23 protein-coding genes and 1 pseudogene are annotated in these 23,361 nt (G+C 67.5%); 9 read left to right on the forward strand and 15 right to left on the reverse strand.

Annotation, left to right across the window (positions count from 1 at the left end; translation table 11 throughout):
• The 4 genes from AAGA11_06755 to AAGA11_06770 all read right to left on the reverse strand — a co-directional run.
• Positions 1–255 (reverse strand): adenylate/guanylate cyclase domain-containing protein (locus tag AAGA11_06755; GenBank protein ID MEM9602544.1); only part of this gene is annotated, 255 nt, incomplete at its 3' end.
• Positions 256–407: 152 nt separating this feature from the next.
• The gene (locus AAGA11_06760; GenBank protein MEM9602545.1) at positions 408–1,628 is read right to left on the reverse strand and encodes a DUF917 domain-containing protein; all 1,221 of its coding nucleotides are present in this window, start codon (positions 1,626–1,628) and stop codon (positions 408–410) included.
• 26 nt (positions 1,629–1,654) lie between these two features.
• Complete coding sequence (locus AAGA11_06765) at positions 1,655–4,579, reverse strand: adenylate/guanylate cyclase domain-containing protein (protein MEM9602546.1); 2,925 nt, start codon at positions 4,577–4,579, stop codon at positions 1,655–1,657.
• A 184-nt stretch (positions 4,580–4,763) separates the two neighbouring features.
• Positions 4,764–6,341 (reverse strand): FAD-binding oxidoreductase, encoded by a 1,578-nt coding sequence (locus AAGA11_06770; GenBank protein MEM9602547.1) that lies wholly within the window; start codon positions 6,339–6,341, stop codon positions 4,764–4,766.
• 499 nt (positions 6,342–6,840) lie between these two features.
• Here AAGA11_06770 and speB point away from each other — a divergent pair, with 499 nt between their 5' ends.
• On the forward strand, positions 6,841–7,791 hold the full coding sequence (gene speB / locus AAGA11_06775; protein MEM9602548.1) for an agmatinase: 951 nt from the start codon (positions 6,841–6,843) through the stop codon (positions 7,789–7,791).
• 192 nt (positions 7,792–7,983) lie between these two features.
• Here the strand turns inward: speB and AAGA11_06780 are convergent, their stop codons facing one another.
• From AAGA11_06780 to AAGA11_06820, 9 genes and pseudogenes are all read right to left on the reverse strand, one after another.
• On the reverse strand, positions 7,984–9,753 hold the full coding sequence (locus AAGA11_06780; protein ID MEM9602549.1) for a hypothetical protein: 1,770 nt from the start codon (positions 9,751–9,753) through the stop codon (positions 7,984–7,986).
• 152 nt (positions 9,754–9,905) lie between these two features.
• Positions 9,906–10,409, reverse strand: coding sequence for an RDD family protein (locus AAGA11_06785; protein MEM9602550.1), 504 nt, complete (start codon positions 10,407–10,409; stop codon positions 9,906–9,908).
• A complete protein-coding gene (locus AAGA11_06790; protein MEM9602551.1) occupies positions 10,406–11,104 on the reverse strand; it encodes a DUF899 domain-containing protein in 699 nt (232 codons plus the stop codon). The genes AAGA11_06785 and AAGA11_06790 overlap by 4 nt, the downstream gene beginning before the upstream one ends.
• A gap of 100 nt (positions 11,105–11,204) precedes the next feature.
• Positions 11,205–11,828, reverse strand: coding sequence for a glutaredoxin (locus tag AAGA11_06795; protein MEM9602552.1), 624 nt, complete (start codon positions 11,826–11,828; stop codon positions 11,205–11,207).
• Between the two features lie 37 nt (positions 11,829–11,865).
• Positions 11,866–12,189: pseudogene (locus AAGA11_06800) on the reverse strand (cysteine hydrolase).
• Between the two features lie 161 nt (positions 12,190–12,350).
• Complete coding sequence (locus AAGA11_06805) at positions 12,351–12,644, reverse strand: isochorismatase family protein (GenBank protein MEM9602553.1); 294 nt, start codon at positions 12,642–12,644, stop codon at positions 12,351–12,353.
• A 12-nt stretch (positions 12,645–12,656) separates the two neighbouring features.
• Positions 12,657–13,022 (reverse strand): cupin domain-containing protein, encoded by a 366-nt coding sequence (locus AAGA11_06810; GenBank protein ID MEM9602554.1) that lies wholly within the window; start codon positions 13,020–13,022, stop codon positions 12,657–12,659.
• A gap of 65 nt (positions 13,023–13,087) precedes the next feature.
• Entirely contained in the window at positions 13,088–13,876 is a 789-nt protein-coding gene (locus AAGA11_06815; protein ID MEM9602555.1) for a nitrilase-related carbon-nitrogen hydrolase, read from the reverse strand.
• Positions 13,869–15,026, reverse strand: coding sequence for a Xaa-Pro peptidase family protein (locus tag AAGA11_06820; GenBank protein MEM9602556.1), 1,158 nt, complete (start codon positions 15,024–15,026; stop codon positions 13,869–13,871). Before AAGA11_06820 ends, AAGA11_06815 begins: the two co-directional genes overlap by 8 nt.
• A gap of 119 nt (positions 15,027–15,145) precedes the next feature.
• Between AAGA11_06820 and AAGA11_06825 the strand changes: the two genes are divergently transcribed.
• The 3 genes from AAGA11_06825 to AAGA11_06835 all read left to right on the forward strand — a co-directional run bounded on the left by AAGA11_06825 (position 15,146) and on the right by AAGA11_06835 (position 17,173).
• Positions 15,146–16,330 (forward strand): MFS transporter, encoded by a 1,185-nt coding sequence (locus tag AAGA11_06825; protein ID MEM9602557.1) that lies wholly within the window; start codon positions 15,146–15,148, stop codon positions 16,328–16,330.
• A gap of 68 nt (positions 16,331–16,398) precedes the next feature.
• Positions 16,399–16,716: a metalloregulator ArsR/SmtB family transcription factor gene (locus AAGA11_06830; GenBank protein MEM9602558.1), complete on the forward strand. Its 318-nt coding sequence runs from the start codon at positions 16,399–16,401 to the stop codon at positions 16,714–16,716.
• The gene (locus AAGA11_06835; protein MEM9602559.1) at positions 16,709–17,173 is read left to right on the forward strand and encodes an SRPBCC family protein; all 465 of its coding nucleotides are present in this window, start codon (positions 16,709–16,711) and stop codon (positions 17,171–17,173) included. The genes AAGA11_06830 and AAGA11_06835 overlap by 8 nt, the downstream gene beginning before the upstream one ends.
• Before the next feature lie 6 nt (positions 17,174–17,179).
• Here AAGA11_06835 and AAGA11_06840 read toward each other — a convergent pair whose 3' ends face one another.
• A complete protein-coding gene (locus AAGA11_06840) occupies positions 17,180–18,079 on the reverse strand; it encodes a LysR family transcriptional regulator (GenBank protein MEM9602560.1) in 900 nt (299 codons plus the stop codon).
• A gap of 109 nt (positions 18,080–18,188) precedes the next feature.
• Between AAGA11_06840 and AAGA11_06845 the strand changes: the two genes are divergently transcribed.
• Genes AAGA11_06845 through AAGA11_06860 form a run of 4 tightly spaced genes read left to right on the forward strand, consistent with a single transcriptional unit; the run spans position 18,189 to position 21,331 of the window.
• Positions 18,189–19,076, forward strand: coding sequence for a phytanoyl-CoA dioxygenase family protein (locus AAGA11_06845; protein MEM9602561.1), 888 nt, complete (start codon positions 18,189–18,191; stop codon positions 19,074–19,076).
• 19 nt (positions 19,077–19,095) lie between these two features.
• Positions 19,096–19,719 (forward strand): peptidase, encoded by a 624-nt coding sequence (locus AAGA11_06850; GenBank protein ID MEM9602562.1) that lies wholly within the window; start codon positions 19,096–19,098, stop codon positions 19,717–19,719.
• Positions 19,716–20,573, forward strand: coding sequence for a TauD/TfdA family dioxygenase (locus AAGA11_06855; GenBank protein MEM9602563.1), 858 nt, complete (start codon positions 19,716–19,718; stop codon positions 20,571–20,573). Before AAGA11_06850 ends, AAGA11_06855 begins: the two co-directional genes overlap by 4 nt.
• The gene (locus AAGA11_06860) at positions 20,570–21,331 is read left to right on the forward strand and encodes a DNA alkylation repair protein (GenBank protein MEM9602564.1); all 762 of its coding nucleotides are present in this window, start codon (positions 20,570–20,572) and stop codon (positions 21,329–21,331) included. The genes AAGA11_06855 and AAGA11_06860 overlap by 4 nt, the downstream gene beginning before the upstream one ends.
• 19 nt (positions 21,332–21,350) lie before the next feature.
• Here AAGA11_06860 and AAGA11_06865 read toward each other — a convergent pair whose 3' ends face one another.
• A complete protein-coding gene (locus AAGA11_06865) occupies positions 21,351–21,713 on the reverse strand; it encodes a nuclear transport factor 2 family protein (protein ID MEM9602565.1) in 363 nt (120 codons plus the stop codon).
• 492 nt (positions 21,714–22,205) lie between these two features.
• On the opposite strand from AAGA11_06865, the gene AAGA11_06870 reads away from it, so the two are divergent.
• Positions 22,206–23,357: an ADP-ribosylglycohydrolase family protein gene (locus tag AAGA11_06870; protein ID MEM9602566.1), complete on the forward strand. Its 1,152-nt coding sequence runs from the start codon at positions 22,206–22,208 to the stop codon at positions 23,355–23,357.
• The last annotated feature ends 4 nt before the right edge of the window (positions 23,358–23,361 follow it).

Genomic DNA, 23,361 nt, shown 5'->3' on the forward strand with positions numbered 1-23,361 from the left:
CACCGCCTGCTCGGCCGTGTCCTCGGTGGCGCTGGGGTAGCCGAAATACACCAGAATGCCGTCACCGAGGTACTGGGCCGTGTAGCCGCCGAAGCGGCTGATCTCCTGGCCACAGGCATTCTGGTAGAGCTGGATGAGCTCCCGCATTTCCTCGGGGTCGAGCTCGGACGACAACTGCGTGCTGCCCACCAGGTCGACGAACACGACGGTGAGCAGCCGGCGCTCCTCGGTGGCCGGTTGCGGTGCGCTGGCCACGGGTGCACCGCAGTTCCGACAGAATTTGTCACCCGGCTCGATCGCCGCTGAACACTGGCCACAGAACGCCATCACTCTCCCTCTCGTCCCACCACAGACCGGACACGGTCAGGGCGTGTGCGCGCCTAGCCTACCCGCTCGCCGTGGCAGCGTCATGCCTTAAAGTGGGTGTACTCGCCGGAGTAGCCGGCCATGCCGAGGATCTTGGTCATCGCCGCGCGGATGTTGGGCGCATCCCGAAACGGGGTGCGGTCGGGCAGTCCGGGCACGCCGATCGGCTGCACCGCCTCGATGCCGATCGCGTAGAGCTCGCCGAGGTCGCCCTGCTCGTACCGGGCCTGGAGCTCGGAGTTGTCGAGCGTGCTGCCGTCTGCGCGCATCCAGCCCAGCATGTCGGGCGAGAGCAGCACGGGTGACGTCTGCCGGTTGGAGTACATCAGGATGTTCTCGTTGAAGGTGTAGACCGTCGCCACTTCGCCGGGGTTGTCGGTCACCTGGAAGGTCAGCGTGCCGTGGTCGTGGATGTCGCGCGTCGCGACTTTCACACCGGTGGCGTTGAGCGTCGAGCCGTTGAACAGCACCCGGTTCGGCATGCCGACCGCCGTCAGGGTCTGCTGCAGGGCGGCGAGCGGGTCACCGCCACCGGCCTGGGCTTCACGCAGCGCCTTGCCAACGGCCTGCGCCCGACTCACGCCGCCGACCACCGCGAGCTTCTTCAGCTCGGCGCCGGTCATCAGCCAGAGCGCAACGGCACCGAGCTTGCCATAGGCCGGGCTGCCGAGCACCACCCCGGCGGCGATCTGGATCTGTTCGATGTTGCCGGCCGAGAAGACCGCCGACTGGTAGTTGTCGAGGTCGTCGGCGTCGTTCGCCACCGCTGCCCCGTGCCGCGGGATCAGCAGCGAGTCGCCGCCGAAGGAGGTCGCGGCGAGGATCGGCACGGCGCGGCCGCAGCCGTCGGCGTCGATCAGCGGCACGCCCATGTCGCTCGCAGCCAGAAACGGCGCGACGGTGTTGACCGCCCCCATTTCGCCGGGCACGACGTAGTCGACGGTGATGCCGCTCGATTTCTGCAGCGCTTCGATCGAGCGCTTGAGCGAATTGAAGGTCGGGTGTTTCAGTGCCTGCGCCGCGTCGGGCGAGCCGAGGTAGGCCGAGCACACCACCCAGGCGTCGTCAGGCACCTGCGACGCGGCGACCACCGACACCGATTTGCCGTCGAGCGCGTCGAGCAGTTTCTGCCCGAAGTTGCGCGGGCCACCGCCACCCACCGAGAGGAAGGCGGCGCCGTTCATCACGTCCTGCAGGTCCTGGCCACCGAGGTTCGTGCCGCTTGCGGCGTCGGTGTGGTAGTCAGTCGTCGTTGGGGACATATCCGTTACTCCTTGTTCATGCACGGCTAGGCCGGTATCCAGACATTGCGCTCGTCGGCCGGGTCTAGCGCATCGGGTTCGCTCAGGCGGCCACCGCAGATCGACAGGGCGTCGGTTGCGGGCGGGCTAGCGGCCTGCAGCAGTTGCTGTTGCCGCCGCAGCGTCGACTCGAACACGCGCTCGTCACACCGCTCCACCGCGGCGAGCCCGTGTTCGGCGACCGCCAGCGCGCGTTCGTAGAGTTGGCGGTCGGCGTACACCTGAACCATGAAGGCCGCGATGAAGGTCTGCGCGAGACCGCCCATGTTCTGCTCGTAGAACTGAAAGGTGCCGTCGGCCGCGGCAAAGCCGTCCTCACCGCGCCCGAGGTAGAGGCAGCCGGCCGCGGTAAACATATCGCCGAACATCTTGTAGAAACCGAGATTGAATTCGTTGGCCACCGCGATGAGATCGTCGGCCGCAGCGATGACGGCGTCGCCGTCACCGCGCAGGATGTGCAGCATCGAGGAGGTGTTGGCGACCAGTGCGCGGTTGATCGGGTGGTCGAGCTCCGCCGCCAGCGCCTTCATCCGCGCCTCGAGTTCGAGCGTGTTGCCGTGGCCCAGCAGCCACGAGGACCAGGTGGCCACCATGTACGCCTGCACGCCCGCATCCCAGCCGTGCTCGACCAGCCCGGTCGGGTCGCAGCCCGGGGTGTAGGCTTCGATCACCTCGCTGGCCAGCGCCGAGGCGCGCGTGAGGTTGCCGAGCCAGAATTCCGCGTTGCTGACCGCGGTGAGCGCCCGAAGCCGAATGACGCTGTCGTCGATGTCTTCGGTGATGGCGAGCGATTCCTGTGCGGCATTCAGGCTCTCCGGGTACTGGCCTCGCCCGAGGTGCAGCATCCAGAGGCTCAGCAGCACCTGCGCCAGCTCCCGTTTTTTGCCAAGCTTGGCACAGAGTGCCCGTGCTACCTGAAAGTCGGCCTCGACGCTCGGCGCGGCGAAGCCCTCGAGCGCGCTGTGGATGACACTGCGCATCATGTGCAGCTTGAGGTCGATCTCATCGCGCTCGGTGCCATCGGGCAGGCGGGTGATCAAGCCGGCCAGGATGTCGAGGCTGCTGTTCGCTTCCTGGTAGGCCGAAATAGACAGCGACGACTCGGCCGACACCATCAGGTGCCCCACCGCGGCGGCGATGTCGCGGGTGTCGGCCTTGCGGTTCGATACCGCGCGCTCCCAGTGCCGGGCCAGTCGGCTGACCAGTTGCCGGTCCGGGGCGTCGGGGTAGGCACGCTCCTGCAGGTGCACCGCCACGCGCCGGTGGATTTGGGTAAAGCTCTTCTTCAGCAACGACTCGAGCGCGACGTCGTGCATCAGCGCGTGGCAGAAGCGGTAGCCGTCCCCGGCCGCGCTGTGGGTGCGCACGATCACGTTGGCGGTCTCGAGACGGGTGAGCTCGATGTCGAGGTTCATCGCGCTGAACAGCGAGATGGCCGACAGGTCGTCGTGGCTGAACTCCATGCCGAGCACCGCGGCTTCCTGCGCCACGCGCTTGGCGTCGCCAATGCGTTCGAGCTGGTTAAGCAACAGGCTGCGCAGGCTGGTGGGCACGAGGTCCCGACCGCCGCGCTGGCCCGATCCCGCGTCCGCGCCAACCTGGCGTGCGAGTTCGGCGAGAAACATCGGCAGCCCGGCGGCACGCTCGATGATCTGCGCACAGTCTGCGTCGTTGAGCGCCGACCCGACGGCATCGCGCACGATCGCCTCGGCCGCCGCGCTGTCAACCGGCCCGAGCGCCACCCGCGTCAGCGCGGGCGCGTCGTCGGCTTCGGCGGCATCGGCCGTGCGCGAGGTCAGAATCAGCACCACAGGCGCCCCGTCCGTGTGCGCGCGCAGTGCGGCGATCACGTCCAACGTCGACGCGTCGGCCCAGTGCACGTCCTCGCACACCACGATGCCCGGCTTTGCCGTCAGCAGCGCGATCACCGCCTCGATAGTCGCCTGTCGCGCCGTCGCAGCGTCGCCGATTGCGGCCCCCGGCAGCGCGAGCAAGGTGGCAAGGCCCGGCAACACCGTCTCGGGCAGCTCGTGCTGCGCCAGGTAGCGGGTCAGTGCCGACTCCCAATCACCCGGTGCCACGGCGGACAAGCCCGCCTCGTGCTCGAGCCAGGCCGAGAACGGCCAGAACGGCGTGGTGTTGTAGTGTTCGCTGCAGAAAACCTCGACCACAGGCTGAGGCTGATCGGCGAGAAAAGCGCGCAGCAGGTGCGACTTCCCCGCGCCCGCCTCGCCTTCGAGGCGCACTGCCGTCACCCCCTGCGCGGGTGCCGCTGCCACGGCGTCGCGGATCCGGGCGAGTTCGTCCGCGCGCCCGTGGATCGGCACCTCGACGTCCTGCAGCGCCCCTTTGAGCACCCCCGACGCCTGTTGGTGCGCGGCGAACAACGCGAGCGGTTGCGCCACACCCTTGAGTTCCGGCGCGCCCCGCGCAGCGAGCAGAAACCGGCCGCGCGTGAGCTTGCGCGTCTCGTCGCTGATCAGCACTTCGTTGGCCGCCGCCTGCCCCTGGATGCGGGCGGCGACGTTTGGCGCCTCGCCGAGCGCCAACCGCTCGGTGCGGTCGCCCGTGCCCATGTCGCCGATCACGACCATGCCGGTGTGCACGCCGATGCGCACCGCGAGGGTCACGTCCCAGGTGCTGGCCAACTCGGTGCTGAGCCGTTCGATCGCGTTGCGTATGCCGAGCGCGCAGCGCACCGCCTGCTCGGCTGTGTCCTCGGTGGCGGTGGGGTAGCCGAAGTACACCAGGATGCCGTCACCGAGATACTGCGCGGTGTAGCCGCCGAAGCGCGAGATCTCCTGGCCACAAGCCGCCTGGTAGAGCTGGATCAGCTCGCGCATCTCTTCGGGGTCGAGCCGCGACGCCAACTGGGTGCTGCCGACGAGGTCGCAGAAGAGCACAGTCAGCATGCGGCGCTCTTCGGTGGTCCGTGCGAGCGCCTGGGCGACCGCGACGACCGCCGTCCCGCAGTTGCGACAGAACTTGTCCGTGGCCTCAAGCGGACTCTGACACTGCTGACATACCGACATGCCCTGTTACCCCCGTCCGGTTACTGCGTTTGCCATCCAAAACCTCGCGCGCCCACGGGCGCGTTCAGGTCTCGTAGACGATCACCGGGTCGTCGAAGTGCGACGGTACCTCGGAGCGCTTGATACCGGCCTCGTCCGGGTATGGCGACAGGCCCTGCTGGAAGGTAAAGAAGTTGTTGGGGTCGTACTTGCCTTTCACGAACAGCAGGCTGTTGTAGGCGTCGCCCCAGTAGTTCCAGCGGTAGTTGTGGTTGTGGCGGTTGGGGTAGTTCTGGTACTTGTGACCGTTGGCAAAGCGCGCCACCACCTCGTTGAACCCAGCCAACCACTTCTCGCCGTCCGGGACGTCGCTGCCGACCCAGCCCGGGCGCATGAAGTTGTCGATGAACAGGTCGAAATCCACGTCCCGATGGATGTAGGCGCAGTCGCTCGACGGGTTCGACGCGACCCCGCCGTACACCTCGAAGGCGCACATGTCGTAGCGGTTCGGCTTGGTGAGGTAGTAGTCGATGATCTCGTTCCACTCGACCGGGCTCAGCTCACGCGCGATGAAGTTGCTCTGCTTGGTCTCGAAGGTGCCGGGCATCGGCGGATCGTGGTACCAGCTCAGCAAGAACGGGTTGAGGTCCTTGTAGCGCCCGACCTGGTGCTTGACCAGTTCGGCGCTGCCGACGTCCAGCAACGGTGCAATGAGCTCGCGGGCCTCAGCCTCGCTGCCGTTGAACATGCCCATCATGAAGAAATACTCTTCACTCGGGTCGCACGCGTGATCGCCCTTAACCACCGGTCCGTCCGGGCCCCACGCGCATTGGTACCCCAGCCGCTCGGTCACGCCGTGGCGCACGTAGTCGCGCTGAAGCATCGGCAGCACCTCGGCGGACTCGCGGATGGGCCAGCGGATGACGAAGCCCCAGACGTCGTCGAGGTGCGCCAGCTTGTAGCGGATCTGCAGCAACACGCCAAGCGTGTTACCGGTCGCGCCGCGCACCGCCCAGAACAGGTCGGCGTTGGTGTTGGCGTCGGCGTAGACGACCTGGCCGTCGTGCAGCATCATGCGAAAGGCGTCGATGGCGTCGCAGTTGAGGCCGAAATTGCGCGAGGTGAAACCGTAGCCACCGCCCATGCTGTGGCCGGCGACGCCGACGGTGTCGCACTCACCGCCCGGGACGTGCAGATTGTAGGGGTCGAGCTCTGTGTAGACGTGGCCGAGCGTGGCGCCCGCACCGACCCACGCGTGGGTGTGGTCGGGCTCGATCAGGACGAAGTGCATCGGGCTGACGTCGATCACCATGCCGTCACACACGCTGTAGCCCGCATTGCAGTGCCCGCCACCGCGCACGCAGAACGGCATTGCCGGGTTCTCGTGCGCGAATTGCAAGCACGACCTGACGTCTTCGTGGTTCTCGCAGTAGACGATCATCGCGGGGTACGCGAGGTCGGGGTACATGTTGTGCCCGCGCCGGTCCTTCGCGTAGCTCGGGTTGTTCGGCAACACCACCTTGCCCAGCACCTTGGCCTGAAAGGCGTACAGTGCGTCCGAGCTGACCGGCAGCGCAGCCAACCCCTCTTCGCCAAGTGCATCGAGCGACTCTGTCAGCTCGCGGGCACGCAAGCGTGCGTTGGCGTTTGCAATGAGTGCCATGTCTACCTCTCCCTCTGTTGGCTCCGAGTGCACCTCGGTTGGCAATCGACCTGAGCGTACGGTTCGCCCTGCTCTGTTCCAGCGTACACGTCTCCTGCGCCAGAACCCAATCGCGGTGGCCAAAGTCGGCGCTGTGTCACAGGCCCACCCGACCGCTATTTCATTCGTGTCCTAACTTTATGCGCCGCTGGGTTGGACCCCCCTGGCCCATGCGACCCGGCCTACCCCGTGTCACGCTGTCGTGCCCCCGACTGGCTTCGGTTCACACGGCGGACAGCTTCAATCTAATGCAAGCTCAACACGGGCGAAAAACCCAATTGGGTCAATGTCGTGCCGAGCGCGCAAGGCAGCCTTGCAGGGCGGCGGCACGCGCCGCCGGGAGGCCGGTTGCGCCCGGTACCGGGCCCACTCCCCGCGGGGCCCTGGCCCGCACAGGCACGGTGGACAGCCCGGCGGTACACTGCCCCTCCCAGACGCCCGAGAGCCCAGAGAACGCACCATGAGCAACACCTACGACAGCGGCCGCCTCAACCTGCCCTTCGTCGGCATCTGCACCTTCGGCAAGTACCCGTTCGTGCAGGATTGGGATGCCATCGACGCCGACATCGCGGTGCTCGGTGCGCCCTTCGATTTCGGCTGTCAGTACCGCAGCGGCGCGCGCTTCGGGCCACGCGCCATCCGCGAGGCGTCGACGTTGTTCAGTTTCGGGCACGCCGGTGCCTACGACCACGAGGACGACATCACCTACCTGCCGGCCGAGACCACGCGCATCGTCGACATCGGCGACGCCGACATCATCCACACCGACACCGAGGGCAGCCACCGCAACATCGAGTACGGTGTGCGCAAGATCCTCGCGGCGGGGGCGGTGCCGGTCGTGCTCGGCGGGGACCACAGCGTCAACATCCCCGCGATCAACGCTTTCGACGACCAGGAGCCGATCCACGTGGTGCAGCTCGACGCGCACCTCGACTTCGTCGACGAGCGCCACGGTGTGCGCTTCGGCCACGGCAACCCGATGCGCCGGGCCGCCGACAAGGACTACGTGACCGGCATGAGCCAGATCGGGATCCGCAACGTCTCCTCGACCGCGCGCGAAGGCTACGAGTACGCGCGCAGCGTGGGGTCGGACATCCTCTCGGTGCGCCAGGTGCGCAAGCTCGGCGTGGATGCTGTGCTCGAGCGCATTCCGGCCGGCAAGCGCTACTACGTGACGATTGACATCGACGGGTTCGACCCGAGCATTGCACCGGGCACCGGCACACCCAGCCACGGCGGGTTCCTCTACTACGAAGGGCTGGAGTTGCTCGATGGATTATGCAAGCGCGGTACGATTGTCGGTGTAGACCTGGTCGAGGTCGCGCCGGATTACGACCACGCGGGTTCAACCTCGACCCTGGCAGCGCAACTGCTGCTCAACGTGATCGGCCGACTGCTGCACCACCGCTGATCGCCGCGGAAAGTGCGTGTTGGCCGGGTGCGGTCTAGATGCTGTCGTCACGAGTTGAAGAATCGAGCGAAAACAGTGAATTGCGAGAACCGCAGCGCAGTGTACGTAGTGGTACATGAGTAGCGGAAGCGCAGCAATGCGTACGACGCCCGCACTGTTTACAGCCGATTATCCGGCTCGTGACGACAGCATCTAGCGTTCGGCCTGGAAGCGCGTCCAGTCGAACATGTTCAGGCGCCGGTCGGTGCGCGGGTCGAACGCGGGGTTGTCGGTGCCGACGTACACCCCGTTGGTGTTGACCCAATGGTACTGGCTCTGGCCGTCGACGGTGTAGCGCTCACCGGTGCGCTGATCGCTGATCAGCGTCTGCTCGGCGATGCCGCGCACGCTCGCCGCCTGGCCCTGGCTCACCATGTCCGAGCGCTCGAGAAAGCCCGCGTGGCTGATGTCCGAGATCTCGCTGTAGATGTCGGAGACCGATCGACTGGCCTGCGCGCGCGACTGGATGGCCGCCATGCGCGACTGGTGCGCGGCCCAACTGCGCCCGGCGCGGCGGGCGTCGCGTTCGTTGGTGAGCTGGATCCAGCGCGGGTTGGTTTCGGTGTGCTCGACGCCGTAGAGATACGCGTCGCGCGCGGCGGCGAAGTGCGACGTTTCGGCCTGCATGTACTGCCCGTTGAAGTACCAGGTCGAAATCGGGAAGGCCTCCGAGACCGTCACGGTCAGGGTGGTGATGTAGGACAGGCCCGCGTCGTCGCGCCACTCGATCGCGTGGCTCGACACCGTTTCCTGCACTGGCACCGCCTTGAACAAGCGTGCCTGAAACTCGCGCATGAGTTGCGTGAGGCCGGGCAAGGGGTAGTGGCGCACCAGCGTCCGGTTGTGCTCGCGCGCCGTCGGCATGAAAAAGCGGTCGATGATCTGTTCAATCGACATCGGCGGCGTGTTGGCCTTGTTCTGCTGAAAGAGAATCTGCTGCCCGTCCGCGTTCGAGGTGAAGCTGAACAGTTGGCCGAAGGCGTTGCTGACCTTGACGCCGTTGGGGCCGAAGAACCCGAACTCGCGGTTGCCCTTCTGTTGGGTCCACACAGCCGGAAACGGCGTGTAGAGGCTCGCAACGCCGAGTTGCGGATCGCGGCTCGGGAAGTAGCGCAACTCGACATTCGGTTTCGCGTAGGACGCGGGCGGCGTCTCGGGCTGCGCACCCGCCGTCGACGCGGTCGCCGTACTAGCGCGGTTGCGGCTGTCAGACGGCGTCGACGTCGGAGCGGTGGTGCCACCGACGCGCGAGACCGCCCTCGCGGGCGTGTCGGTGGTCTCGAGCACGAAGTTGCTGAAGGTGTACTGGCCGACATCGCCGGCCAGAATGCCGACGTCGCCGCGGCCGAGGCGGGCGTCTTCGTAGCGCCCCACCACCGTGCCGTTGACCATCAACGTGACCTGCTGACCGGCTTCCTCGAGCGTCAGGGTGGTCTCTGCCGCCGACAGATCGTCGACCGAGAAGGCGTCAATCTCCTCGGCCTGGCCGTTGGCGATGTGCAGCACGTGCACGGTGCCGTCACCACCCAGCGCAAAGACGAAATAGGACGCAGCCGACTCGTCAAAGCCGTACAGCAGGCCTGCGAGTGACCACGTGGTCGAGGCGCCGAGCGCAACATCGACGGACACGCGCCGCTTGCCGAGGGTGTCGCCCGGCGAGCCGATGTAGTAGTAGGTGATCGCGCCTTCGGTACCCCGGTTCTCGAGGGTGGCCGCGTGGCCGTCGTCCTGCACCCGCCAGGTGCTGTCTTCTGCAGGTTGGACATAGGGCGCGAGGGGGCCGAGGCTGGCCGGGGCAGCCAGCAGACTCGATGACACCAGCATCAGGGCGGCGGCGCCCAACGCGTGCCGCCAGCGCTGGCGCAGGCGTTCGGCCCGGGGTGGTCGGTCCGGGGTGGCCCTCTGCAATCGACAGGTGCGCACGCCCACGTCCTCTCACAACACCGAAACGGCAACACCCCTGGTTCTAACAAAAAGCCCGCCAGCAGACCATGGGTGTCCGAACGGCTTTCCGGCTCGCCAGCCCGTCGAATCCCGTGCGAACGGCGAACCGGTCAGCGCGTCGACTACCGCGCTCAGTCGATGTCCGACGCCGCGTACGCGTCCAGAATCGAGGTGGGTGGTCGGCGCACCACGACGGTGCCGGCGAGTTTGTCGTGCCACCCTTGCTTTCGCTTGTCGAACGCGACCCAGAGGATGCCGATACCGAACGGGATCATGGCAAAGAAGTAGCCGAGGTAGCGCACCACGCCTTGGGTCGGGCTCAACGGCAGACCGGATTTCGCGTCGCACACGATGAGGCGGAAGACCATCTTCCCGGGGGTGGCGGACTTGACCAACCAGAAGGCAATCACGGCCAGCGCGGGCAAGACGTAGCCGATCACGACGTCCCAGAAGCCGTGCACGAGCTGCTCCCCCTCCCAGTACGCCGCGCCGTAGATCAGGTGCAGCAGCGGGCCGGTCAGCACCAGCAGGATCAGCGAATCGACAATGGCCGCGCCCACGCGAACCCAGAACCCGGCGTACGACGGTGCCTCCGCGTCGCCGTCGTCCGGCCACTCAAGCGATTCCGTGCTCATGGCGTGTACTCGTCGTGGCGCCGCACCCACGCCATCGGGTAATCGAGTGCCGCCTCGTCGCGGCCCTTCGGCACCAGGTCGAGCTGCTGATACACCCCGTTCAACGCGTCCAGGCCGCGCGCGTAGGTCGAGTAGGTGCGGTAGATCACCCCGCCCTCGCGCGCAAACACGCTCAGGCCGGGCAGCTCCTCCGCCATCGGCGCGAGCGTGCCGTGGTTGTAGTCGGGCTCAGCCCGAGCAATCGCTTCGGCCGGGAAGCTCACGGCAAAATCCGTGTTGAAGCCCGAGTCACCGGCAGACACCCAGCGAAAATCCCAGCCCATGCGGGTGCGGTAGGCGTCGAGTGTCTCGATCGGCGCAGCCGACACCACCACCAGGCTCACGTCGCGTGCCGCCAGGTGGACGGCGGCGGGCGCGTACTGATCGGCCCAGAGCGAACACGACGGACAACCGGCGTCCCAGCTGGGCCCGAACATGAAGTGCCAGACCAGCAACTGGCTGCGCCCGTCGAACAGGTCGTGCAATGTGCACGGCCCGTCGGAACCGTCGAACCGGTAGTCGCGCTCCACCCGCACCCACGGCAGGTCCCGGCGCTCGGCCGCCAGCGCATCGCGCTGACGCTGCAACGCCTTTTCCTTCTGCAGGAAGTCGCGGTGCGCACGCGCCCACGTGTCCTGATCCACCACCCGACGCATGCCGACTCACCCTCAGGTGCGTTCTCCGGTCGGCCGAGGGTGCCACACACGCCGCGCCGTGGCCAAACGCCGCACGCCGCCGTCAGCCTGGACTCCAGGCTTACGCCCGCGCCGGTGACAACGAGGAGCGGCCGCGTTCGGGGTTGGGCTCGACCGGCGCGTTGACGATCTTCTCGAGTTCGTCGGCACCGCCGACGTAGCCGCCGTCAACCCAGATCTGCGGCACGGTGATCGGCGTCTTCGGCCCGACGATCGGCTTCACACGGCCAATCATTTCGTAGAGCGCCCGCGGGTCGCGCACGACGTCGTGGTACTCGTAGGCGATCCCCGCGGTGTCGAGGTAGCCCTTCGCACGCACACAGTGCGGGCAGGAGGCCTTGCCGAACACGTGGGTGCCGGTGCGCTCCGAGCGCTGCACGTGGGCGGCGATGATGGCCTCGGTGAGCAGACCCCGGTTGAGCGCGTGCCCCTGGCTGACGAGCTTGCCCTCGACCATCACGATCGGCGCGTGCCAGCCGCCCTGGGGCAACGGTTTCCACCAGTTGGACAGCCACTCGTGCGTCTCGAGCTCGACCGGGATGCCGGCAAGCTCGGTGGCGAAGGTGTCCTCGATCACGTCGATGGTCAGCGAGCACTCACCGCAGGGGATGTTCACCTTCCACGGGCCCCACTGGCCGGCCCACTTGTACAAGGTGACTTTGACGGGACTGTCCGGGGCTGTCATATCGTGGCTCTCTGGGGATAATGGGGTTCTGACCGGCTCATGCACCGGAGTTCACTTCGGACATTGCGTACAGCACCTCGGTGCGCGAGCGCACGGCGCCGGTCTGCAGGTATTCCATCGCCGTCAACGCCGCCTCGTGGGCTGCGACACTCGAGCCGGCCACACACTCGGACACCACGCGACAGAAGTCGTCATGCTGGTGCGCGTCGACAAAGGTGTAGTGGACACAGACGTCGGTCAAGCCGCCGACGAGAATCAGGGTGTCGACCTTCAGGCCGCGCAGGAGGATTTGCAGGTCGGTGCCGAAGAAGGCCGAGTAGCGCCGTTTGGGGACCTCGTAGTCGCCGTCCTGCCACCCCATCGCGGCCTTGGCGATCGCCGTGCCGGGCGCGGTCTCCAGCTGCTGTCGTCACGAGCCGGATAATCGGCTGCAAACAACGTTTGCTGCGCTTCTGCTGCTGGCCTGTACCAAAACGTACACTGCGCTGCGGTTCTCGCAAATCGCTGTTTTCGCTCGATTCTTCAACTCGTGACGACAGCATCCAAGCAACAGACGTCCTCGTCGCCGTCGAGTTCGCGACCAAAATCGACCCCGTCGGCCCTGTGGATCTCCTGGATGAAGATCACGGGGATGCCCGAGGCGTGCGCCTGGTCGGCGACAGCCCGCGCCGCCTCCATGCGCTTACGGTAGTCGGGCATGTTGTCAATGGCACGCACGGTGTCGTGGTTGATGAACGTGGACGCCTGGATGTCCACCACGATCAGCGCGGCGCGGCCCTCGATCAGCGCACGCGGCTCGCGGTTGAAGTTGGCCATGGCAACAACCCCTCACACCCAGACGTCGTTTTCGGCGGTCAATTCGCCGCCGGCCTCGCCGGTGTTCACCACGCCGCGGGGTTCGATCAGGAGCACGTGGCATTCGGTCGCCGCGAAGGGCTTGTGCTCGACGCCGCGGGGCACGACGATCATCTCCCCTTCGTCGAGCTCCACCGTGCGGTCACGAAAGGCGATGCCAAGGCGGCCCTTCAGGACGACGAAGGTCTCGTCGGTGTCGTCGTGCGCGTGCCAGACGAACTCACCCGCCACCTTCACGACTTTGAACTGGTAGTCGTTCATCTCGGCGATCACCCGCGGTGACCAGTGGGCATTGAACAAGCCGAGCTTGTCCGACAGGTTGATCTTCTCCGGCGACATGCGGTCCCCACCTTTGTGCAGTCCGAACGCGGACGGTACCACGGCCGAACGCCGCAGCGCGTCGACTACCCGGTGGTCGGCCGCAGCGCCGCACTCTGCGCCAGGAACGGCAGTCGCGCGCGCCACGGGGCGATGATGTCGGTGTCGATCTCTGCGAACAAGCGGGTCGGCTCGGCGCCCGCGCGCGCGAGGCACGCGCCGGTTGCGCTGACAATACAACTCTCGCCGAGGTAGCGCTCGCCCTGCTCGACCCCGGCGTGGTTGGCGTAGGCGACGAACAGCGAGTTCTCGAAGGCACGGGTGGGCACGACCTGCTGCGCGACGATTCCCCACGCGTCGCCGAGCGCCGTCGGCACCAGCACCAGCTCGGCGTCGGCGCGCGCCAGCGCCCGCACGGCCTCGGGAAACTCGACCTCGAAACAGACAAGCAGCGCGACCCGCACCCCGCACAGCGCGACCACCTCTGGCGCGCGCTCGCCCACGGCAAAGCAGGTCGCCTCGAACCCCGGGGGCAGCACACGCTTGCGGTGTCGGAGCTGAACCGTGCCCGTGGCGTCGATCAGACACGCGGTGTTGTATAACGCGTCGCCTGCCCGTTCCGGGTAACCAAACGCAAGCGCCAGCCCGTGCGTTCTCGCCAGCGCCGCCACGGACGCGAGCAGCGCCGGCATCTGATCCGCCGCCGCCGACAGCGCCGCTGGACCGGCGTTGTAGCCGCTCAGGAAGAGCTCCGGCAACAGTGCCAGGTCGAGGCCGGGCGACGCCTCGCACTGCACGCGCAACCACGCCAGCCGCGCCTCCACCCCGTCCAGTTCGCCCGGCGATTGCCAGAGGCCGAGGCGCAGCCTAGCCACGGCTGAGCAGGATCTCTCTGGGGTATTGGGTGAGGTACTCGCAACCGGTGTCGGTGACCACCACCGAGTCGCCGATGCGGCCGGCGGTGTGGCCGTCCACCGAGATGCCGCCGTCGACCGCGAAAGTCATGCCCGCCTGCAACACCGTTGTGTCGCCGTGCTTGAGTTCCGGCGTCTCGAGGTAGGCGACACCGATCGAGCGCCCGGTGCGGTAGCCGGTGGCGTAGCCGCGCTCGGCGTAGACCGCGTCGGCCGCCTCGGCTACCGACTCGGCCGTGACACCGGGTCGGATCGCGGCGATGGCCGCCTGCTGCGCGTCGATCGCCGCTTGCTGGACCCGTGCGTCCTCGTCGCGCACCGCGGAGATGTGGAACATGCGGTCAAAGCCGAGCTTGTACTGTTTGAACTGCGCCATGTTGCAGAAGCAGAAGTACACGGGGTCGTACTTCGCGTACGGCTTCACGCTTGCCCGCCGGTGCACCATCGAGGTCTGTCGGCCGCTCTGCAGGATCTGCAGGTTGTGGATCATCGGCGAGACGAAGGCCTCCCAGCCGCGGTCGGTCAGGAAGGACGCGGCGCGCCGTGACCCCGCGTTGATCACCGCGAGCGCCGACTCGTACTCGGGCACGCCTTCAGCCAAGGAATCGTGTGCGGCCTGCATCATGGCACCGGCGATGTCGCCGGCCTGGCGCATCACCTCGATCTCGGCGTCGGACTTCACCTGGCGCATCGCGCCGAGCACGGGCGAGATGTCGACGAGCTCGGTCGTCGAGCGCTGTTCGTCGAGGAACTGCCGGATGATCCCGGGCACCACCGCGCGCTCGATGGCGAGCGACCCCGCGCCCTCGCCGAGCAACCGCCCGAGCACCGCCTCCCAGCGGTTGGCGCCCGCGTCCTCCCAGGTCGCGATGTCCTCGACCCAGGTCATCGCCGCGACCATCTCGCTCTCCATCGCCGGCGTCAGCACCGTCGGCGGCGCGTCGCTGCGCACCAGCAGGCACGTGGGCCGGCCGAACTCAACCGAGAGGTAGCCCCAGAAACCCGCAAGCCAGGCGATCGAGCTCTCGTCGGTGATCAGCGCTTCACGAATGCCCTGTGACTGCATCGCCTGTTGCAGTGCGTCGGTGCGTGCGCGCGCGTGTTCGAGCATGGCGGTTCTCCTCCGGGTGCGCTATTCAAGCACAGCACCACGGCGAAGTCGCGCCCCGCCCTTGGGTACCGGTCGGCCGTACAGGCATACTCCGGCGACACGGTTCGCAGCACGACTTCATGACCCACCGCCAACGGGAATTCCTGTACCTCAACATCGGGCACTTTCTCGATCACTTCGTGCTGCTGATCTTCGCGACCGCGGCGGCGGTGCAGTTGGCGGCGGAGTGGGGTCTGAGCTACGCCGAGCTGATCCCCTACGCCACACCGGGCTTCGTCGCGTTCGGGGTGTGCGCCATCCCGGCCGGCTGGCTCGCCGACCGCTGGAGCCGGCCCGGCATGATGGTGGTGTTCTTTTTCGGCATCGGCGGCGCCTGCCTGCTGGCCGCGCGCAGCGACACCCCTGCCGACATGGCCCTCGCGCTCGGCGTGCTCGGGGTGTTCGCCGCCATCTACCACCCCGTCGGGCTCTCGATGGTGGTGCAAGGCCGCACCCGCACCGGCATGCCGCTCGCGATCAACGGCGTCTGGGGCAACCTCGGCGTTGCCAGTGCGGCGCTGGTGACGGGCTTGATGATCGACTGGGCCGGCTGGCGCGCCGCGTTCACGGCCACCGGGGTGGTGTGCCTGCTGGTGGGCGCGGCCTACGCGCACTTCGTGCGCCAGCCCGCGGACCGCCACGACGACGCGCCTGCGAGCGCCAACGCCAATGCTGCCAGCCACGACCGCGCCACCGTGATCCGCGTGTTCGCGGTGATCTTCTTCACCACCGCCGTCGGCGGCCTGGTGTTCCAGAGCACAACCTTTGCGCTGCCCAAGATTCTCGATGAACGCCTGGGCGACATGGCGCAGAGCGCGAGTGCCGTCGGGGTCTACAGCTTTCTGGTCTTTGCGCTGGCGGCCCTCGCCCAGCTGGTCGTCGGCTTCCTGCTGGACCGCCACGACGTCAAGCGCATCTTCATGGTCGTCGCCCTGTGCCAGGCTGTGCTCTTCACGGTGATGATCTCCTCGTCCGGGGCTGCGGCCCTCGTCGTTGCGGTCGCGTTCATGCTCGCCGTGTTCGGGCAGATCCCGATCAACGACGTCCTGGTCGGGCGTATGGCCAAGAGCGCGTGGCGCAGCCGCGCGTTTGCAGCGCGCTACATCGTGACCTTCTCGGTCATGGCCTCGGCTGTGCCGCTGATCGGCTGGCTGCACGGCACCTGGGGCTTTGGCGCGCTGTTCACCGTGCTCGCGTTCGCCGCCAGCGCGATTTTTCTCGGCACCCTCGCCCTGCCCGGCCACGACGACACACGCGCCGCCTGAGCGCGCTTCCGCTCTTGAACACTGTCCCGTCACCTTGACGCCGCCCCCTGCGCGGCTTATGGTAAGTCATGACTTACCAATTGATTTTCAGCGCCCTGGCTGACCCGAGTCGTCGCCACCTGTTCGAACAGCTGCGCTCCGGCCGACGGAGCGTGGGCGAACTGGCGCGCACCCTGCCCATCAGCCGACCGGCAGTCTCGCAGCACGTGAAGGTGTTGCAGCGGGCGGGTCTCGTGACCGTGGACACCGCGGGCCGGCGCAGCCTGGTGTCGGCGCGCCAGGCCGGCCTCGACAGCCTGCGCGACTACGTCGACGGCTACTGGACCGACGTGCTCGACGCCTTCGGCGCTGCCATTCACGCCCGACAGGAGACCGACTGTGATTGAACCCGTTGTCAAAACCCTCGATGTGCCTTGCAGCCCCGACACGGCGTTTCGGGTCTTTGTCACCGAGACGGCGAGCTGGTGGCCGCTGGACAAGCACAGTGTCTCGGCGATGGCCGGGCACTGCGCACAGCACGTGTTGATCGAAGCGCACGTTGGCGGTCGCGTGCTCGAGACCACGCACGACGGCACAACCGAGCAGTGGGGCACGGTGAGCTGCTACGAGCCCGCGTCACGGCTGACGCTGGACTGGCACATCGGCCGCCCCCAGAGCGACGCCAGTACCGTGGACGTGCGCTTCACCGCGCTGGACGACGGTGGCACGCGGGTCACCCTCACCCACAGCCACTGGGAGGCCTTTGGCGAGGCCGCGCGCGACATGCGCGAGGGCTACAACGCCGGCTGGGTGGGCGTGTTCGAGCAGGCTTATGCCAGCGCATGCCAGCAGCTCACCGCCTGAGCACGGTCAAGTCGTCTCGGTGTCCCGGTAGGGCGCGCACTGTGCCAACAGCCAGTCTCTGAACACACTGACCGCAGGCGACGCCGCGTGCTGCGCAGGGCGAATCAACGCGTAGCTCTGCCGACCCGCAACGCGCGTGTCCAGGCACGGCACCAGGCCGAATTGCCGCTGCAGGTCATCGCTCACCGGTGAGCGCGCCAACGCAACTCCGGCGCCACCGGCAGCCAGGCTGAAGCTGTAAACGGTGGAGTCGGTGTAGACAAATCGACCGGCGGTGTTTGCGAGTTCGAGTGCGTCGAGGTAGTAAAGCCAGCCTGCGGCGTGGGTCGCGACTTCGAACAGGCTGTGTTGCAGCAGGTCCTCGGGTGATTCGATCGCCGCAGCAATGTCAGGGCGCGCCACCGCGCAGAGGTGCTCACCGCACAAAACGTCTGCAAGGTCGCCGCGCCCTGCAACACTACCGAAGACGATATGCAGGCCCGGCACGCGCTCCTCGAAACTGACCGCGTCTTCGCGGGTGCTCAGGTGCAACCGGGTGTCCGGGTACGCGGCCTGGAACGCCCCGATTCGGCTGCCGAGGAAGCCGACCGCAAACAGCAACACCGATTGAACGTGCAACGGCGTCTGCAAACGCGGCCCGAAGAGCCCGTCAGTCGCCGTTTCCAGCGACACCATCGCGTGCTCCACCGCCGGCAGCCAGGCGCGGCCATGCGCGCTCAGGGCCACCGACCGCGGCCCGCGCACAAACAGCTCGACGCCAAGGTGCGACTCGAGGGCCTTGATCTGCTGGCTCACGGCCGGCGCGCTCATGTGCAGCGCCTGGCCCGCCAGCGCGAAGCTTTCCGCGCGGGCCGCAGCGGCAAACACCCGCAACCAGTTCAGCGACGGAATCCGCGATAAGCTCACAATTAGATAAGTTCTACTTTTCCTTATGGGCAAGTATTACATGGCTCAACGCGACCGTGCTTCGCTAGACTGCCGGTCAGCACACACCCAGCCTGTCGGAGGACTCAGCATGCCAGCCGTCGCACTTAACCAAGGTCGACTCGACACCGCCCAGGTCGAGCAGTACTGGGAGGACGGGTTTCTGTTCCCGATTCCGATCATGGACGAGGCCGAGGCCGCCGATTGGCGCGCCGGCGTCGAAGCCACCGAGACCGCCTACCCGGACGGCAGCCTGCCGAGCCCACTCAACCAGTACCTGCGGGTGAACACACCGGTGGTGCTGCCACTTGCGGCGAAACTCGCGAGCGATCGCCGCATCCTGGATGTGGTTGAAGGCGTCCTCGGCCCGAACCTGCTGGTTTGGGGTGCCGAGTTCTTCGACAAGGCCGCGCACTCGGACAAGATCGTCTCGATGCACCAGGACTTGACCTACTGGGGCCTTGGCGCCACGTCCAAGCAGGTCACGGCGTGGCTGGCACTTTCACCGGCGACGCGTACCTCCGGCTGCATGGCGTTGGCACGGGGTAGCCACAAGAACCCGATCCTGCCGCACAACGACACCTTCGCCGACGAAAACCTGCTCTCGCGCGGCCAGGAAGTCGCGGTCGACGTCGCCGAGTCGGACCGGACCTACATCGAGTTGCAACCCGGGCAGATGTCGCTGCACCACGGCTTGACCATCCACGGCTCCGGCCCGAACACCAGTGACGACCGCCGCCTCGGTTTCGCCATCCGCTTCGTCGCGCCCGAGGCCGTGCAACACGTGGCCGACCGTGACTACGCCATGCTGGTCCGTGGCGCTGACCTGCACGGCAACTTTGTGCACTACGTCGCGCCTCCGGAGCCGTTCACGCCGGCGAGCCTTGAACTCTACGCGCGCATCCGCGACGATCAGGCTGCCGCGCTGACCAAGGGCGCTGAGCAGGACGTCGCGATGTACGCCAGCGAAAGCCGCTAGCGCGCCGAGGAGAACCGCCGTGGACCACGTCAGTTTCACCCAGATGAAAGACGGCACCGAAGCCGACTACGCTTTCCTCACCGAGCACGAGATCGAGTACACCAAAGGCACGGCCGACCGCCTGCTGGGCGCACTCGAACACCTTGACGAAGGCCTGTCGGGCTACCAGATCACACGCATGGGCCACTCGGTGCAATCGGCCACCCGTGCCTGGCGCGACGGCGCGGACATCGACTGGGTGGTCTCGACGCTGTTGCACGACATCGGCGACATCTTCGCACCCTACAACCACGACGAGTACGCCGCGACGGTGCTCAAGCCCTTCGTGCGCGAGCAGTGCCGCTGGGTCGTCGAGAAGCACGGCGACTTCCAGATGATCTACTACGGCCACCACGTCGGCGCCAACCCGCACAAACGTGATCGGTACGAGGGTGCGAGATACTTCGACGACTGTGCCGAGTTCTGCGAGCGCTGGGACCAGTCGAGCTTCGACCCCGACTACGACAACCTGCCGCTCGCGTTCTTCGCGCCGATGGTGCGCGAGGTGTTCGCGCGCGACCCCTATGACCCTGCGGTGCTGAACGCCCCGGACCAACCGCTGAGAAACGCCGACGTCGCCGCGGCGCGCGCAGCGAAGGCGTGAGCGCCCCGCCTGCTGCACCACTGCGCGTCGGCACGCCGCGCGCCGAACCGATGACCGGCGCGCTCGGCGCCGACCTCTACCACTGCAACCCCGACACCGACGTCGACTTCATCCGCGCCGCACTGGCGCAGTACGGCGTGGTCACCCTGCGCGGCACCGACATCACCCCGGCCCAGCACATCGCATTGGCCAGGCGCTTCGGCGAGATCAACATCAACCGCTTCTTCACGCCGCACCCGAACCACCCGGAAATTGCGTTGGTGGTGAAGGAAGCGACGCACACCACGGCCATCGGCGAAGGCTGGCACACCGATCACTCCTACGACACCGAACCGGCGCTCGGCTCGCTGCTGCTGGCGCGCGACGTGCCAACCGTTGGCGGTGACACGGTGTTCGTGTCGATGGCCGCGGCCTGGGACGCCCTGCCGGCAGACCTGCGCGCGCGCCTGCTCGGCCTCAAGGCCTGGCACGAAAGCGAACACGTGTTCGGGCGAGCGGCGCTCGAGGGCGACGACCGCACCCGGTTTCAGAACGCCCGCGCGGCCACCCAGCGCAGCCTCCACCCCGTGGCCATCCGCCACCCGCTGTCGGGCCGCACCTGCCTCTACGTCAACCCGGTGTTCACCACGCGCATCGACGGACTCGACGCCGCCGAGTCGCGTGCGCTGCTCGACGACCTCTACGCCCACTGCACCGACCCGACCTTCCACTGCCGCGTGCGCTGGCGGGTCGGCGACCTGACGATCTGGGACAACCGCGCCACCTGGCACAAGGCGATCAACGACTACGACGGCCATCGCCGGGAAATGCACCGGATCACGGTCACGGGCTGCCAGCTCGACGCCGCCGCATGAGCCCGGCGAAAAAACGCAAGGGCGTTTCTCGGGTTGCCGACGTCCCGGCTGAGGTGTTGCGCGAGCTGGAAGCCGGCACCGCGGAAACCGCCACGCTGGCCGAGGCCCTCGCGATCGATTTCAACACCCTGCTGGCCCGTGTGTTGGACACGGACGACGTCGAGCCGGTGCCCGCGACGCTCGGCATCACCCGCCGCATGGCACTGGCGGCCGAGCGCGTGCAAAACCACCTCGGACACGACGCGGTGGCGCGCTGCCAGACACACCCGTCAGACACCGTGCGCGGCTGGGGCGCCTACGTGGTCGCCAGCCACGGCACCCGCAGCCTGCGCCAGCAACTGACCGCGATCCGCCCATTCGCCGACGACGCGCACTTCGCCGTACGCGAGTGGGCGTGGCTGGCGCTGCGCCCGCAACTGGCGGCCGAGCTCGACGCGGCGCTGACGCTGCTGCTGCCCTGGGCACGCGCCCGCTCGGCCAACGTGCGCCGCTTTGCGTCGGAGGCCCTGCGGCCGCGTGGGGTGTGGTGCAGCCACATCGGCGCCCTGAAAGACAAGCCCGGTCTCGCCGGGCCACTGCTCGACACGCTCCGCGCCGACCCGAGCCGCTACGTGCAGGATTCGGTGGGAAACTGGCTGAACGACGCCTACAAATCGCAACCGGATTGGGTTGCGGCACGCTGCGCCGCCTGGACCGCCGATTCCGACACCGACGCCACGCGCTACATCGTCAAACGCGCCCTGCGCAACGCGCGCTGAGCGGCCGCACGCCACCGGCTCAGTCGTGGTGAAAAAGCTTCGAGACGATCGACCACTGGCCGTCTTCGTTGATCAGGTGGAAGTCATTGACGAAAGACAGGCCGTAGAGGTTGTCTTCGACCAGCCGCGCGCGCGCCGTGCGCCCGACCACCTCGACCTCGACGACCTCGGCGGTGTAGGCGTCGTCCGGGTGCGGGTTGGCCTCGAGGTGGGCGTAGAAGGGCTCTGGCGACCCGATCAGCTTGTTTGGCCCGAGGTAGCCTGTCATCACGGCGTTCGGGTGGAACACCCCTTTGAGGGTCTCGACATCACGGTCGCGCGTGCCGCGCTCGTACGCGGCCACCACCGCGCTGACCGCGCGGCTGTCGTCTGTTCGGTTCATCGCCAGGGCTCCTCGGCTGTCAGATCAGTGCGGCAGCCGGGCCCGGTGCCGCGGTGATCAGCCTACGGATTGCGGCGCGGCTGTCGTGGCAGCCGACGACTCGCGGCCTTGCAGCGTGCGACACTGACGCTGGGGCGCGCCCGGCGCCCGGCGCGCGGCCCAAGCCATCTTCACGGCCGATGCCGAGGTCAACGGCGACGCGCGATCCGACTCGGTGGCGAAACGCGTCGCTTGGCAGCGGAACGCGCCGCAGTTGCTGTCCAACGTGGCGGCGAAGGCGTCGACGGACGCCGTGGAGGTCACATCGAGGTCGCTGAGGTGCTCATGCCCCGCACTGCAATCAATGCAGCCGAGCTTGTCTACCGCACCGCCCCGCCTTGTGCGCTATAGCGCACCACCTGCAACACGACCGCGTGCAGGGCCCGAACGACCGGGCGCCGCCCCGGTCTCACTTGCCACACACTGCCTGCACGCCCCAACGGAACCCTCGCCATGTCAACGCACTCACCCCGCCGCTCTGCCGTTCTCGGCGCACTCGTCGCCGATGCCGCCGCGCTCGGCCTGCACTGGCTCTACGACCAGGACCGCGTGCGCGAACTCGGCGGCGCCACGCCCGAGTTCTGCGACACCTCGGCTGCCGACTTCGAGGGTTATCCGGCCTACTTCGCCCACCCGACCAAGCAACCAGGCGACGTCTCGCAGTACGGCGAACAAGCAATCACGCTGCTTCAGTCGCTGGCCGCAAACAGCGGGCGCTACGTGCAACGCCACTACGAGGACCACTTCCGCGCGGTGTTCGGCTACGGCGGCCCCTACGTCGGCTACATCGACCACCCGACCCGGGACACGCTGGACAACCTCGCTCGCGCCGACGCCAACGCGATGGCCGCGGCCAGGGCCCTGCCGTTTGCCGGATCCGCCAGCGACCAGCAGGCGCTGATCACCAAGGTCACGGCGAACCTCGCCCTGTTCGAAGGGGCGGCCCTGCGCGACGGCATCGAAGCCGCGGTGCGGCGCAGCCACGACGACGACGAGACCGTGGCCTACGCGCTCCGCCTCGCCGACACCCTGGTTGCAGCGCGCGAACACGTGGGCGCGCAAGACGAACAGCTCCCGGCCATCGCCAAGCTGCCGGCCCTGGTGGCACACCACTGCGACGCACCCGACCTCGCCGCTGCGGTCGAGTCGGCGGTGCGCGTGACCAACGACACCGCGGTGGCGGTCGAGGCGGGCCAGGTGTTCAGCACCTTCCTGCGCGAAGCCCTGACCACCGGTGACATGGCCACCGCCTTCCGCGCCGCCCTGATGGACGGCGGCGAGACCTTCAAGCCGCTGTTCGAATCGGTGCAGTCGCGACTCGCGGACTCGTCCATCGACGTCGTCAAGGACATCGGCATGAGCTGCCAACTGGTCTACGGCATGCCGGGTGCCGCGCACATCCTGCTGACGGCGGGGTCGTTCAGCGACGCGGTGCGGCTCAACATCCTGGCCGGCGGCGATTCCTGCGGCCGCGCCATGTGCATCGGCGCGGTGGCGGGCGCTGTCTACGGCTGCGTCGGTGAGGGCGGCATACCCGAGGCCTGGCTTGATCGCCTCAACCGGCGGGACGAGGTGCTGGCGCTGCTCGACGCGGTCGGCCTCTGACGCG

This window comes from Pseudomonadota bacterium, assembly GCA_039196715.1.
In the GTDB taxonomy this organism is placed as follows: Bacteria; Pseudomonadota; Gammaproteobacteria; order CALCKW01; family CALCKW01; genus CALCKW01.

Bases quoted from the DNA above. Each gene is read 5' to 3' on its own strand.
- AAGA11_06760 (MEM9602545.1), bottom strand. From the start codon at position 1,628: ATGTCCCCAACGACGACTGACTACCACACCGACGCCGCAAGCGGCACG.
- AAGA11_06765 (MEM9602546.1), bottom strand. From the start codon at position 4,579: ATGCTGACTGTGCTCTTCTGCGACCTCGTCGGCAGCACCCAGTTGGCG.
- AAGA11_06770 (MEM9602547.1), bottom strand. From the start codon at position 6,341: ATGGCACTCATTGCAAACGCCAACGCACGCTTGCGTGCCCGCGAGCTG.
- speB (MEM9602548.1), top strand. From the start codon at position 6,841: ATGAGCAACACCTACGACAGCGGCCGCCTCAACCTGCCCTTCGTCGGC.
- AAGA11_06785 (MEM9602550.1), bottom strand. From the start codon at position 10,409: ATGAGCACGGAATCGCTTGAGTGGCCGGACGACGGCGACGCGGAGGCA.
- AAGA11_06790 (MEM9602551.1), bottom strand. From the start codon at position 11,104: ATGCGTCGGGTGGTGGATCAGGACACGTGGGCGCGTGCGCACCGCGAC.
- AAGA11_06795 (MEM9602552.1), bottom strand. From the start codon at position 11,828: ATGACAGCCCCGGACAGTCCCGTCAAAGTCACCTTGTACAAGTGGGCC.
- AAGA11_06805 (MEM9602553.1), bottom strand. From the start codon at position 12,644: ATGGCCAACTTCAACCGCGAGCCGCGTGCGCTGATCGAGGGCCGCGCC.
- AAGA11_06810 (MEM9602554.1), bottom strand. From the start codon at position 13,022: ATGTCGCCGGAGAAGATCAACCTGTCGGACAAGCTCGGCTTGTTCAAT.
- AAGA11_06820 (MEM9602556.1), bottom strand. From the start codon at position 15,026: ATGCTCGAACACGCGCGCGCACGCACCGACGCACTGCAACAGGCGATG.
- AAGA11_06825 (MEM9602557.1), top strand. From the start codon at position 15,146: ATGACCCACCGCCAACGGGAATTCCTGTACCTCAACATCGGGCACTTT.
- AAGA11_06830 (MEM9602558.1), top strand. From the start codon at position 16,399: ATGACTTACCAATTGATTTTCAGCGCCCTGGCTGACCCGAGTCGTCGC.
- AAGA11_06845 (MEM9602561.1), top strand. From the start codon at position 18,189: ATGCCAGCCGTCGCACTTAACCAAGGTCGACTCGACACCGCCCAGGTC.
- AAGA11_06860 (MEM9602564.1), top strand. From the start codon at position 20,570: ATGAGCCCGGCGAAAAAACGCAAGGGCGTTTCTCGGGTTGCCGACGTC.
- AAGA11_06865 (MEM9602565.1), bottom strand. From the start codon at position 21,713: ATGAACCGAACAGACGACAGCCGCGCGGTCAGCGCGGTGGTGGCCGCG.
- AAGA11_06870 (MEM9602566.1), top strand. From the start codon at position 22,206: ATGTCAACGCACTCACCCCGCCGCTCTGCCGTTCTCGGCGCACTCGTC.